This is a genomic window from Nitratireductor sp. ZSWI3 (assembly GCF_024655565.1).
GTDB lineage: Bacteria > Pseudomonadota > Alphaproteobacteria > Rhizobiales > Rhizobiaceae > Nitratireductor.
Genome location: NZ_JANKOF010000002.1, coordinates 1 through 12,718, shown reverse-complemented (window position 1 = coordinate 12,718; position 12,718 = coordinate 1). Strand labels below are relative to the sequence as shown.

General features: G+C 66.5%; 14 protein-coding genes. All 14 read right to left on the bottom strand.

All coding sequences use genetic code 11. The features are described from left to right. Positions 1 to 36: 36 nt before the first annotated feature. A complete protein-coding gene (locus NUU27_RS01300; RefSeq protein ID WP_257760235.1) occupies positions 37 to 588 on the bottom strand; it encodes a transglycosylase SLT domain-containing protein in 552 nt (183 codons plus the stop codon). After that, positions 560 to 1,804, bottom strand: a complete 1,245-nt coding sequence (locus tag NUU27_RS01295) for a flagellar hook-length control protein FliK (protein WP_257760234.1) — start codon at positions 1,802 to 1,804, stop codon at positions 560 to 562. The genes NUU27_RS01300 and NUU27_RS01295 overlap by 29 nt, the downstream gene beginning before the upstream one ends. Continuing rightward, positions 1,801 to 3,003 (bottom strand): chemotaxis protein, encoded by a 1,203-nt coding sequence (locus tag NUU27_RS01290; RefSeq protein WP_257760233.1) that lies wholly within the window; start codon positions 3,001 to 3,003, stop codon positions 1,801 to 1,803. The genes NUU27_RS01295 and NUU27_RS01290 overlap by 4 nt, the downstream gene beginning before the upstream one ends. Further along, a complete protein-coding gene (locus NUU27_RS01285; RefSeq protein WP_257760232.1) occupies positions 3,000 to 4,343 on the bottom strand; it encodes a MotB family protein in 1,344 nt (447 codons plus the stop codon). Before NUU27_RS01285 ends, NUU27_RS01290 begins: the two co-directional genes overlap by 4 nt. Continuing rightward, a complete protein-coding gene (locus NUU27_RS01280) occupies positions 4,340 to 4,981 on the bottom strand; it encodes a hypothetical protein (RefSeq protein WP_257760231.1) in 642 nt (213 codons plus the stop codon). The genes NUU27_RS01285 and NUU27_RS01280 overlap by 4 nt, the downstream gene beginning before the upstream one ends. Then, the gene (gene fliF / locus NUU27_RS01275) at positions 4,981 to 6,618 is read right to left on the bottom strand and encodes a flagellar basal-body MS-ring/collar protein FliF (RefSeq protein ID WP_257760230.1); all 1,638 of its coding nucleotides are present in this window, start codon (positions 6,616 to 6,618) and stop codon (positions 4,981 to 4,983) included. Before fliF ends, NUU27_RS01280 begins: the two co-directional genes overlap by 1 nt. Before the next feature lie 120 nt (positions 6,619 to 6,738). Beyond that, a complete protein-coding gene (locus NUU27_RS01270; protein ID WP_257760229.1) occupies positions 6,739 to 7,608 on the bottom strand; it encodes a flagellin in 870 nt (289 codons plus the stop codon). Positions 7,609 to 7,805: 197 nt separating this feature from the next. Continuing rightward, entirely contained in the window at positions 7,806 to 8,675 is an 870-nt protein-coding gene (locus NUU27_RS01265) for a flagellin (RefSeq protein ID WP_257760228.1), read from the bottom strand. Positions 8,676 to 8,866: 191 nt separating this feature from the next. Beyond that, positions 8,867 to 9,598, bottom strand: a complete 732-nt coding sequence (fliP, locus tag NUU27_RS01260) for a flagellar type III secretion system pore protein FliP (protein ID WP_257760227.1) — start codon at positions 9,596 to 9,598, stop codon at positions 8,867 to 8,869. Then, positions 9,595 to 10,038: a flagellar basal body-associated FliL family protein gene (locus NUU27_RS01255; RefSeq protein WP_257760226.1), complete on the bottom strand. Its 444-nt coding sequence runs from the start codon at positions 10,036 to 10,038 to the stop codon at positions 9,595 to 9,597. Before NUU27_RS01255 ends, fliP begins: the two co-directional genes overlap by 4 nt. 72 nt (positions 10,039 to 10,110) lie before the next feature. Then, the gene (gene flgH / locus NUU27_RS01250) at positions 10,111 to 10,815 is read right to left on the bottom strand and encodes a flagellar basal body L-ring protein FlgH (protein WP_257760225.1); all 705 of its coding nucleotides are present in this window, start codon (positions 10,813 to 10,815) and stop codon (positions 10,111 to 10,113) included. Further along, entirely contained in the window at positions 10,812 to 11,327 is a 516-nt protein-coding gene (locus NUU27_RS01245; protein ID WP_257760224.1) for a MotE family protein, read from the bottom strand. Before NUU27_RS01245 ends, flgH begins: the two co-directional genes overlap by 4 nt. Positions 11,328 to 11,335: 8 nt before the next feature. Further along, positions 11,336 to 12,439, bottom strand: coding sequence for a flagellar basal body P-ring protein FlgI (locus tag NUU27_RS01240; RefSeq protein ID WP_257760223.1), 1,104 nt, complete (start codon positions 12,437 to 12,439; stop codon positions 11,336 to 11,338). Then, the coding region (flgA, locus tag NUU27_RS01235) for a flagellar basal body P-ring formation chaperone FlgA (protein ID WP_257760222.1) at positions 12,436 to 12,718 on the bottom strand (283 nt) is incomplete at its 5' end. The genes NUU27_RS01240 and flgA, both read right to left, overlap by 4 nt.

The following is a 12,718-nucleotide window of genomic DNA, read 5'->3' as shown; positions in this document are numbered from 1 at the left end:
ACGGTGGCGCCATCGGTCGGCTGAATCAGATTTCAATCATTGATTGCAGAAACTGCGCGCCTGCGGGGTCCAGTTTCCAAACCCGGTGGCAACCATGTTGGTGATGACCCGGCAGACATAGCGCTTTTGCGCGGGGTCGTTGTTCGGACCGGCGTGATAGCGGGCGACGGCCATCGACCAGGAGCCGTGCCGCTTCTTCAGATCGACCAGGAAGCGCGCTGCGTAATCGACATTGCGGTGCGGATCGAGCATCGCGCGCAAGCTCGAAAAATGGGTGGCGTGGTAGTGATGGTTGATTTGCATGCAGCCGAGGTCGATCAGCCTGGCGCCGTCTCGCCGGGCCTGTTCGACGTGTTGCACCGCCTCGCCGATGCTGCGTGGAAAAACCGCTTTTCCCTCCACATTGAGGGCGTAGGGCTGAAGACTCCCCCTGATCCCGGTCTCCGTCAGGCCGACGGCGTAGAGAATACCTGCCGGCACATCGTATTTGGCCGCTGCGCGCAGGATCTCGCCTTCGCAGGGATTGCCCGCCGCATGCGCCGCTCCCGTCAGCGCCAGGCTAGATATAAAGGCCGTTTTCAGCCACATCGGCGTTGTCTCCCGTTGCCGCCGCGCCGCCGTCCCGCCGGCCCTGGGGATGGCCCCTGTCTGCATCGCCCGAATGGTCTCGGGCGCTGTGATCGGCGGCCGGCTGTCCGGAGCCGTCGCGCATGCCTGCTGCATTGCCATTCGCACCTGCGGCGGTCTGTTGAACGCTGACCCGGTCGATGTCGTAGCCGAGCGAGCGCAGCGCCTTGACGATGGCTTCGCTGTCCGTATTGAGGCGGTGCCGCGCTTCGGCCGTTTCGACCTGTAGATCAACCGTCAGTTGATCGGCGACCATGCGCAGCCGTGCCGTCACGGGGCCGAGCTCCGCCGGATGGATCTCGATTTTAAGGGTGTGGAGAACCCGGCCTGCCACCGATTGGGCCGGCAGCTGCGTTTGGACATGTTCCGCAACGGCAGATTTTTGCGCCGCGCCCGTTCCCTGCTCGCCGACCGGGCCCGGTGTGGGAGTGCGCTGGATCGACAGAACGCGGATGTCGGCGTGCGGCTCGCGGTCGCCGCCGTCGGGGAGGGGCGGCCCCGCCTTCACCTCCTGGCGGGCGGTGCCTGCCACATCGTCCAACCTGACGCTGCTTCCATGGTTTTCTCGTTCCGGCGGGTTGTTCGGGATTGCCGCCTGATGTGCCGGAGGCTCGTGCCGCTGCGCCGGCGGCCGGTGCAGGGCGGAGCTTGCGGCGGCGCGCTCGCTTGCCTGAGGCAGGGGATGCGCCGGCGGCCCGCTATCGCCCCGGCCGTGCTCCTGCATTGCTCGACCCGGTGCGATCGCCGATTCCGGCGGGGTGGCGGGGGCTGCCGCGCTGTCAATCGGGCTTCCGGTATCGGTCACATCCTCCGGGGGCACGGGTTCGCCCGATGCGACAGGCTCCGTAGCCGGCAAGGGCGGTGCGGCGGCTTCTTGCTCCTCATTCGTCGACGGCGTCGATGCCGCGGCCTCGTCTGCTTCGACACCGTCTTCGCCGGCATCCCGGTCGCTGCCGTCAAACGCTTGCGGCGGTGCCCAACGCATGGATGTCCAGCCGGGTTCTTCCGCCGCCGCATCGCCCCCGCGGGCCTTCGAACCATCGGCGGCAGCGTTTGCGGCGCCGCTCAGCACCTGCTTGAAGCTGTCGCCCTGCGCCGGCATCTCGCCGTGCCCGCGCGGGAGCGTTTGCTGAGCTTTGGAGCTGACCGGCAGGGAGCGATCGAGGGCCGCGTTCATTGCGATGTCTCCTTCACAAGCAAGGCGTCTATGGCTTGAAGCTTGCCGCGCATGCTGCGCAGATAAGCCTCATCGGGATCTAAGGTGGCAGGCGCCGGCGGCGCAGCTTCCCCGGAAGCGGTGTCGAGTTCGCGTGCCGGCGGCGGCGTATCGCCGGCAGAGGCTTCCGGCGGGCGGTTGAGCACGGCGCGGGCGACGGCCAGGGCCGCGTCGAGCAGTTCCCTGTCGTGCGCCGACAGCCGCTGGCGGTCGATCCCGTCCAGCGCCGCCAGCACCTCATGCACGTTGCTCGAGGTGACCGAGGCCATGTTGGCATAGAGGATGGCGCGCGGGTCCTCTCCGCCTTCGTCACGGTCGGCGTATTCCTTCGCCTTTCTGGAAGCAAAGACCAGCAGACGGTTGTAGCCTTCGATGGCGCTCTTCCTGGCGAGCCGCAGGAAGACCACCCGCGCTTGTTCCCTGCTCATCCGGGCCGTCACGTCCTCGACGACGTCGAGGTCGACCGTTTCGTTGAGCGTGACGATGGCGGTAACGAAGGAATCCGCGAACTGGCCGGCATAGGGCGAGCGCAGGAAGCGGCGGACATATTGTTCCGCAGCGCGCGTGAAGCGGTCCGCGTCCTTCAGGCTGGCGGCGATCGGGATGGAGCGCCGCAAGGCCGCTTCCTCAATCAGCGTTCCAGGGCTCAGGAGCCGCGCATCGTCGAGCAGGCCGATCGCCCGTCGCGGGTCTTCCGTCGCCAGCACCGTGGCGGCGACGAGCGCCATCGGCGGCCCCACTTCCGGGTCGAGCTCCATCGGGTCGATCCTGCGCAGGACGCTGCGCGCGCCGAGAAAGTCGCCGCGCGCATATTGCGCGACGGCGTTGCCGAGCTCGGCCTGCTCGCCCTCCAGCTTCAGTTTCGAGAACAACATGTCGAGCGTCTTCGGATTGCCGCCGCTCAGCCCGTAGATCAGCAGCGCCCGCAGATTGCGCCGGTCGGCGAAATTCTCGGGCTGCGCGGCGCGCAGGCGCTCGTCGATGATGCCAAGCAGCTTCTGCTGCATCGGCAGGGCCGCGTGGTCGCCATTGGCGATGCGATCCTGCAGGACCTGCAGCGAACGCACCATCTGAAACGGCTCGAGCGGGCCGGCATGTCCCGGGGCGCAGAACGCGGCCCCCGCCACCAGAAGGGCAGCGAAGGTCGATCGCAGTCTCATCGGGGCAGTTCCAGCAGGATTTCGATGCGCCGGTTGGCGCTGGCATAGGGATCGCCGGGAACCTTCAGCTTGCGGTCGGCGAAGCCAGCCACCTGCCTGATGCGCTGCTCGTCGAGACCACCGCGCACCAGCATGTAGTAGGCAGCCTGCGCGCGCGCCGTGGAAAGCCGCCAGTTGTCGTAGGCCTCGCTGCGGAAGGGGCGCCCGTCCGTGTGGCCGCCGATCCTCACGGTGCCGGCCCGGCCGGCCAGAACCTGACCGATCTTGTCCATGGCCAGCACCAGTTCGCGATCCGGCACGGCCGACCCGACGGGGAACATGCCGTGTTCCAGATCGTCGGTGATCGAGATGACAACCCCGTCCTCGGCCACCGCCACGTCGACGGAGCCGGCCAGCGGGCTTCCGGCGAATTGGCGGGCGAGTTCGGCCTGCATCGTTGCCGCGATGTCCCTCACCGCGGCCGGGATCTCGTCGGCGACCGCCGTCTCCCGGGCCGGCGGAGCCTCGACATCGGCGGCCGGTCCGGGGTCATGCGGCTGAGACGTCTCGGCGGCGGTGTCGGCGGGCTTTTCCCCGGGCGCCAGCGGCTCGACGTCGGGCACGGACGGGAGCGCGACCATGCGCTCGTCCGCCTGGGGGTCGGCAAGGTCGGCTCCCGCCGGCGTATGCTTGCCGTTGTTGGTGGCCTCCACCTCGGTACCGGCCGGATTGTCCCGGGCCGCGTCGGGATCGCCCTGCACGCCGATGTCCGGCGTTGCGACCTGCTGCGACCAGAAATCCGGCGCGAAGGGATCGCGGTAGGATTCGCCGCCAGAAGCGCCGGAGGAAGGGCCCGCCGTCTGCGCCCCGCCTTCTCCCTTTGTGGAGACGTTGGCTTGCGTCTCGGCATCGGCCACGATCTCGGCCAAAACGGCATAAGGGTCGGAGAACAGGCTGTCGTCGGAGACCTGCCGCATCTCCGATACGCCCACCGCATCGTCAAAATCCATCGGTCCCGAAGACCGGCTCTCTTCATTCGAGGGGGCTTTCTCGCCGTCCTTTTCCGCGCCGTTTTCCTGCGTCGCCTCTGCCGGGGCCTCGCCGATGTCTTCCAGACCCCTGGTGCTGGTGTTCCGGTCGATCAGCTTGACCGGGTTGAAATAGCTGGCGAGGGCCGAGCGCGTCTGCTCGTTGGAGGCGTTGATCAGCCACATGACCAGGAAGAAGCACATCATGGCGGTCATGAAGTCGGCGAAGGCGATCTTCCAGGCCCCGCCATGGTGGCCGTCATCCTCATCGCCGCCGCCGCGCCGGACGATGATGATCTCCGGCGGGCGGCCGTCGCCTTCCGCCATGCTCATGGGATCAGCCCGCTCAGCGTTTCCGACCATTCGGTGAGCCGCGTCTCGAACAGCCTCTCGTCGATCGACAGGCTGACGTCGAGGCCCGGCGCCTCGGAAAAGTCCACATGGCTCGCCTTGTCGCCGAGGCCCGCCTTCAGGGCCTCCCACAGAAGCGGCGCACCGCTGAGGCGGATGCGCACCGTTTCCCGATCCTCGAGTGCCGCGCGAATAACGTGCTCCAGTTCGGCGACGGAGCGCTTCTGCAGGTCCTCGGTCAAAACGAGGCTCAGCATGCGCGCCGTCGCTTCTGCGGCAAGCGCGGTCACCTGATCCTCCATCGCCGTGAAGCGCCGGTCGATGGTCCTGCCCGCTTCTTCGGCGAGCGTCTGTCGCACCGCCTCCATCTCCTGCGCATGGCGGGCTTCTAGGGCCGCCAGGGCGGCCTGGTGCTCTAGGGTCAGGCGTTCGGCGATTGCCGCCTCGGCCGCCGCGATGTCCGCTCCGGTGTCCCGGCTCGACTCTTCGCGCCATGCGGGAGGGTTGCCAGCCTCCGCCTGCCGGAGCGGGTCGTAGAGGGTTGAAGGAAGGCCGCTTCTTGCCGGCGCGGCGCTGCTGAAATCGGGCAGGGCGTCGATCAGTGCCAGGGCCGCGGGCATCAGCCTGCCTCCACTTCAGCGCGAGCCCATTTGCGCAGGATCAGGGCGGAGCGCTCCTCATTGAGGTCGACCATGCGGGCGAGGCGCTCCTGCGGCGCCGGCCTGATCTTCAGGCGCTGCGTGCCGTAGGTGTCGGCCTCCTCATAGTCGGCGTTGGCATATCCCTCGGCGGTCAGTTGCGCCTGCTCCTCGGGCGTCGGCAGCGCCCGCTGCGGATCGCCGGCAACCGGACCTTCGATCGCGGCCGGGCGCAGCAGGCTCGTGCCGAGCGGACGCAAGCCGAACCATGTCACCAGGAAGGCGACGAGGATGAAGGCGGCTGCGTTGATCATCGTTCCCGTATGCTGGCCGACCGTGGCGAAAAGACCCGGCTCCTCGACCGCTGCACCGTCGAGACCGTCGATGAACTCGACCGCCGAGACATTGATGACATCGCCACGCGTCTCGCTGAGGCCGGTCGCCGAGGCCACCACTTTCTGGATCTCCGCGATGCGCTCGGCCACCTGTTCCGGCGTCGGGTCGGACCCGAGGATCTGCACCAGGCGGGCACGGTTCACCACGACGGCGATCGACATCTTGTCGATGCTGTAGCCGTTGCTGACGGTCGCGACCCGCCTGGTGTTCAGCTCGTAGTTCGTGGTCTCCTCGCGGCGCTCGCTCTCCTCGGTCGATTTGGGACCGGCCGTTGCCGCCGTCTCGTCCTGCGGCAGGTTCTGCGCCACCGAAGTCGGCTGAACGGCGCTTTCCCGGTTGGCGCTGTCGCTGGAACGGACGACCTGGACGGACCGCTCGACCCGCGATTTCGGATCGTAGATCACCTCCTCGATCTGCCGGGCGTCGGTGTTGACGTCGGCCTTCACGCTGGCGCGGAAATTCTCCGGCCCGAGATAGGGGGTGAGGGCGCGGCGGATGTTTTCCTCGATCTGCGTTTCCACCGTGCGCTCCACGCCGATCGACCGCTGCGCCGTGTTGTTCGCGGGATCGTCGCCCGCCGCAAGCAGCGTGCCGGAGGAATCGAGCACGGTGACCTTTTCCGCGTCGAGGCCGGGGACGGCAGCGGCGACCAGGTAGCGTATCGAGGCGGCCGCACGCGCGGCATCCATGCTGGAGGCGCGAATGACGACCGAGGCGGAAGGTTGCCGCTCTTCCGTTCGAAAGGTGCCGCGCTCCTGCATCACGATGTGCACGCGCGCCGCCTTGATGCCGGCGATCGACTGGATGGTGCGGGCAATTTCGCCCTCCAGGGCACGCACGCGGGTCACCTGCTGCATGAAGGTGGTGAGCCCGAGGGAGCCGACATTGTCGAAGAGCTCGTAGCCGGCATTGGTGCTGCTCGGCAGGCCCTTCTCGGCGAGCAGCATGCGCGCCTGCACGGTCTTGCCGGCCGGCACGAGCACCGACGTGCCGTCGGAAACGACGTCGAAACCGATGCCGGCTTCGCCCAGAACCATGCCGATCTGGTTCACGTCCGAACGGTCGAGACCGACATAGAGCGTCTCGTAGGCCGGCCGGTTGAGATAGGCCGCGCCGGCGACGATGACGGTCATGACCAGTGCCAGAATGCCGCCCATGACGGCAAGGCGGCGTGCGCCGAGGCTCTTCAGGTTTTCGACGACGGTCTGAATCTGCTCAGGCAACGGCCCAATGCTCCCATTCGAATAGTCAGGGGAGCCTAGCGATCGAAGCTTGTGCGAAAATGAAATGGGGCCGCGGCGCGGCCCCATGAAAAATCCGGTGACGTTGCTGAACGCTGAGCGCTATTTGAACAGCGCGAGAATGCTCTGTGCGTTCTGATTGGCGATGGAGAGCGCCTGGATGCCGAGCTGCTGCTGCACCTGGAGGGCCTGCAGGCGCGTCGATTCCTCGTTCATGTCGGCGTCGACGAGCTGGCCGACACCGCGCTCGATGGAGTCCATCAGATTGGAGACGAAATCCTTCTGCAGGTCGAGCCGGGTCTTGGCCGCGCCCAGATTTGCGGCGGCGGTGGACATGTCGGAGAGGGCCGTCTCGATGTCGGTCAGGTAGGCGTCGATGTCGGCATCGGTGCCGTTGGTGACGATGTCGATCAGCATGATGTCGTCGGCAAGGCCGCCCGGAAGACCGCCGGCCGCGAACAGCTTGACGTTTGCAAGGTCGATCGAGATCGTGCCCACGGTAACCGTGCCCGTCGAGGAGCGGTTGTAGGAGGCGACGATTTCGACGGTGCCGGTGTCGTCCGTGGCCAGGATGTTCGTGCCGGCATAGCTGGCACCGGTGGCCGAGCTCCTGACCTGATCGAGCAGGATCTTGATTTCGGACTGGATCTTGGTCTGGTTCTCGGCGCTTGCGCCGCGTGCCGTGACGAGCTTCGACTTGATGGCGTCGACCGCTTCGAGGACGTTGTTCATCGCCGTGTATGCCGTGTCGATCTTGCCGGCGCCAAGGCCGAGCGCGTCCTGAACGGCGGACAGCGCCTTGCTGTCGGAGCGCATCGTCGTGGCGATCGACCAGTAGGCGGCGTTGTCGCTCGCCTGCGCGACGCGGTAGCCGGTCGATATGCGCGACTGCACGACGTCCATCGCCTTGTTGGTCATTTTCAGGCTCTGCAATGCAACCATCGCAGAGGCGTTCGTCATGATACTGGCCACGTGCTCACCCCTTTGTTCAGCGCCCCCCTTGAACGCCACAAGCGTGGCGAAAAGGAATGGTTAACCATGAGTAGGCAGTCATGGTTAACAAGCGTTTAACGGAAGCTTGCGGGCAAACAAAAACCGGGCCGCTCACAGGAGCGGCCCGGCCGGGTTTCAGACCATGCCGGCCCGAGGGCCGGGGTTGGATCAGACCATTAGCGGAACAGCGACAGGATGTTCTGCGAGTTGGAGTTGGCGATCGACAGCGCCTGGATGCCGAGCTGCTGCTGCACCTGCAGGGCCGACAGGCGGGCCGACTCTTCGTTCATGTCCGCATCGACCAGCTGGCCGACACCGCGCTCGATCGCGTCGGAGAGCTTCGAGACGAAGTCCTTCTGCAGATCGACGCGCGACTTCGCGGCACCGAGCTCGGCCGCCTGGTCGGCGAGCGAGGCCAGAGCCGTCTCGACGGTTCCGAGGGCCGTGTCGATGGCGGTGTCGGCAACGGCGCCGCCCGAGGCATCGAACAGGGCCGCCGCAACGACGCCGGCCGCGCTGCCGGCGGTGCCCGCCGTGTCGAGCACGAGCACATCGGCGCCGGTCAGGGTGATCTGGTCGATCGTGACGGTGGTGCCGGTGCGGTTGTAGGACGCGACGATGTTCACATCGGCATTGTCCTGGATGATGTTGGAGCCGGCATAGTTGGAGTTGCCGACGACCGACGTGATGTGACTCTGGAGCGCTTCGATCTCGCTCTGAATCTTCTGCTGGTCTTCCTGCGAGGCACCGCGCGCCGTGACAAGCTTCTGCTTGATCTTGTCGACGGTGTCGATCACCTCGTTGATGCCCGTGTAAGCCGTGTCGATCTTACCGGCGCCGAGACCCAGAGCATCCTGAACGCTGGAAAGAGCCTTGTTGTCCGACTTCATCGAGGTCGCGATGGACCAGTAGGCTGCGTTGTCGGCGGCTTCCGCCACGCGCAGGCCCGTGGAAATGCGGGACTGGGTGGTGGCCATGTTCTTGGAGATGGTGTTGAGGGTCTGCAGCGCGGTCATAGCCGACGCATTGGTCATGAGACTTGCCATGGGATAAACGCCCCTGAAAAACAAAACAAACTGGGGACATACCGGGCCAACCGGTATGGCGGGACGGCATCATGCCCATGAGCTCTCCTGGAGATCAGCCCGCCATGCGTGGATGCATTTATGGCGGCGATTTCCTACCAAAAGGATAACCCGCAGGGGCGTGGGTGACGTTTCTGAAGCTTTTTCCCGGGTCACACGAAGGAGCGCACGAGGCTCCCGACCAGCAGGTTCCAACCGTCGATCAGCACGAAGAACAGGATCTTGAAAGGCAGCGAGACGACCGTCGGCGGCAGCATCATCATGCCCATCGACATGGTGATCGTCGCAACGATGAGATCGATCACCAGGAAGGGCAGGACGACCAGGAAGCCGATCTCGAAGCCACGCCTGATCTCGGAGATCATGAATGCGGGCACAAGGACGCGCAGGTCTGCCGTCTCCGCCGTCACCTCAATGTTGCCGCGCTCCGCGGCAAGATCGGCAAACAGGGCGAAATCCTTCTCGCGCACATTGCTGATCATGAAGCTGCGGAAGGGCTGGGCGATCCGCTCAAGGGCGGTCTCTTCGCTGATCTCGTTGTTCATCAGCGGCCGCACGCCGTCGGCCCACGCCTTGTCGAAGGTCGGCGCCATCACATAGAAGGTCATGAACAGCGACAGGCTGATCAGGATGAGATTGGCGGGCGTCGTCGGCAGGCCCATGCCGGAGCGCAGGATCGAGAAGGCGATGACGAAGCGGGTGAAGCTCGTCACCATGATCAGGATGCCGGGCGCGAGCGACAGGATCGTCAGCAGCCCGAAGAGCTGGATGATGGTGCCGACGGTGGAGCCGTCGCCGCCGGTGATGGCGCCGAGATCGATGGTCTGGGCGGCGGCCACGCCCGGCAGCAGCGTGGCGGCAAGGATCAGGAGAAGACGTCTCATTCGAAAAGCAGGGTCCGCAAGAGGATCGCCTTCACCGCGCCGTCGCTGCGGATGCGGGCCCGCTCCTCGAGATCGGAGCGAAGATGCTGGAAGCCGCTGGCGGTTTCCACCTGGCGCAGGCGCACCGTGCGGATATAGGCAAACAGATCCTGATGGACCGCCGCCGCCACGACCGGATCCGGTTCGCCGTCGAACACCAGCGAGAGTTCGGCGCGCACCCAGATTTCGCTCGGCTCGGCCAGATTGGTGGTGATCGGGTCGATCTCAAGGATGTGAGGCGTGGTTCGCGCGGCGTCTTTCGGCGCCGTGTGCGCATCGGCCTCGATGGCGGATGCGGCCGGCTTGTCGCCGGCGTGCAAACCTTCCAGATAACCGCCGGCGAACCAGCTCACGCCCGCCGCCAGACCCGTCATGCCGATCAGCAGCAGGAGCTGGACCATCAGCGAAGGTCCCTTGCTCTCCCGGGATTGTTGTTCAAGCAGCGCCACGTCTCGTCAGCCCCCGGATCGCGTTCAGAAGGGAAGCACCACGTCGAGGAACTGCTGCCCGTAGGGCGGCTGCTGCACCTCGCTCAGGCGGCCGCGGCCGCCATAGGAGATGCGTGCCTCTGCGATGCGCTCGTAGGAGATCATGTTCTGCGGATCGATGTCGCTCGGCCGCACGATGCCGTCGATGGTCAGGACCCGCAGTTCGGCGTTGACGCGCACCTCCTGCGTGCCGCGGATGCGCAGGTTGCCGTTGCTCAGGACCTGCGTCACCACCGCCGCGACGAGCAGGCGAATGTTCTCCGAACGCTCCGTCGCGCCGCTGCCGGAGGTCGATGTGCCGGAGCCGATCTGCCCTTCGGCGGCGGCGGACGAGCCGGCGCCGCCGACGGAGTAGGAGCCGGACAGGCCGAGACTGCGGCTGGCGTCGCGCGAGCGCTCCGACTCGTTCTTGAAGCGTGCCTTGTCGTTGATGGAGATCTCGACGGTCAGGATGTCGCCGACATTGAGCGCCCGCGGATCGGTGAAGAGGCGGCTTTGCCGGTCGTCCCACAGCGAATAGCGGGTCAGGGCGGGCGCCGGCCGTTTGGGGTAATTGTAGGCTGCCATCATCTCGGGGTCGATGCTGGCGCCGACGGACGACATCGCCGGTTCCTTGCCGATCTCGTTCATGGTCTGCGAGCAGCCTGCGACGAGCAGGAGCGGCAGGAGCAGGGCCGGCCGGAACGTCATGAGGGGTCCTCCGGGCGTGCCGCGCTGGCGATGATGTTGGTCAGGGCTGCTGCGGACTTGCTGTTCATTTCGTTGAGGATGACGCCGGCCGTGCGCGGCTCGAGCTTCATCAGGATCGCGGCGGCAAGGTCTGCCGGCACTTCCGCCAGCCGCTCGGCGGCCGCGTCGGGCCGCATGCTGGCATAGATGGAAACGATGCCGTCTTCCGCCTTGGCGAGGAAGACGTTGCGCCGCTCGAGCCATTCCTCGTATTCGGCGCGTTTGCCTTCCAGGGCTGCGATGCGCTCGTCCACCTCGCTTTTGAGCTTCGTCAGCTCCATGGCCTGCAGGGAGTAGCGCCGGTCGCGCGCCGCATCGGCGATGTTGGTGCAGAAGCGCTGCACTTCGTCGGCCGGCATGTCGGCCGGGGCTTCGTCGGCGGCCAGCGCTTGGGTGGGCGCGACCTGCGAGACCAGGATCAGGCCGGCGAAGGAGCCGGCGGCGATCCGTCTGAGGGTGATCTTGTGTCCCATCAAGCGGCCTATTGCAGCACGAGCTCGGCCTGCAGCGCGCCGGCGGATTTGATGCCCTGGAGAATGGCGATGATGCCATCGGGCTTGACGCCGAGCCGGTTCAGGCCGGACACGAGGGTTTGCAGGTCGGGACCGTCGAGCAGTGCCACATTGGCATCGGGCTGCTCGGCCTCGATCCGGGTGAAGGGCTCGACCGCCGTCGAGCCGCGCGAGAACGGCTCCGGTTGGACGACCTGCGGCATTTCGGTGATGCGCACGGTCAGCGCCCCGTGGCTGATCGCGACACGCGAGATCCGCACGTCGTTGCCGATCACCACCGTGCCGGTGCGTTCGTCGATCACCACGCGGGCCGGGCCGTCCGACTCGACCATGAGGTTCTCGATCTCGGCGTAAAAGCGCGCGAAGGACACGTTCTTCGGCCTGTGGATGCGGATCGTGCGGGAATCCTCCTCGACGGCCAGCCTCTGCCCGAAGCGTGCGCCTGTGTAGGTGTTGATCGCATCGGCGACCCGCACGGCGGTTGAAAAATCCGCGTTGCGCAGTTGCAGGACCAGCGTCGCCGTGTCCGACAGCGATGCCTCGACCTTCCGTTCGATGATGGCGCCGTTCGGCACACGTCCGGAAGTCGGCACGCCCTGGGTAAGCTGTTCGGCCTGCCCCTGGGCATTGAAGCCCGAGACGATCACCGAGCCCTGCGCCACCGCGTAGATCTCGCCGTCGGCCGCGCGCAGCGGCGTCATGACCAGCGTGCCGCCGGCGAGCGAGGTGGCATCGCCCAGCGAGGAGACGCTGACGTCGATGCGTGCGCCCGACTGCACGAAGGCGGGAAGGTTTGCCGTGACGATGACCGCGGCAACGTTTTTGGCGCGTGCTCTGCCCCCCTCGGAAGCGATGCCGAGATTTTCCAGCATGGCGCGCATGGACTGTTCGGTGAAGGGGGCGTTGCGCAGGCTGTCGCCGCTGCCCTGCAGGCCGATGACGAGGCCGTAGCCGACCAGCTGGTTGTCGCGCGCCGCCTGCAGCGTCGCCACGTCCTTGATGCGCGAGGCCGCGCCCGCCGGAAGGACGAGCGCCAGGCCGAGGAGTGCGCTTGCGAGGAGACGGGCGATCATATGGAGCCGACCTTCACCGTGCCGTCCGCCAGCACCATGCCCATGAAGGTGCGGCCGCTGTCGGCGTTCCTGAGCCTGATCATGTCGCCGGCCGCGCCCGGCTGCAGGGGCACGGCGCGCAGCGATATGGTGAGGCCTCCCTCCGTGAAGGTGACCGTCACGGGGCTGCCGGTCTCCACCAGGTAGGGATCGCGGACATAGCTGGCGGGAATCAGCCTGCCGGGCAGCAGCGTCCGCCGCGCCACCTTGCCGTCGATCTCCTCCGGCGCGCGGGCGACC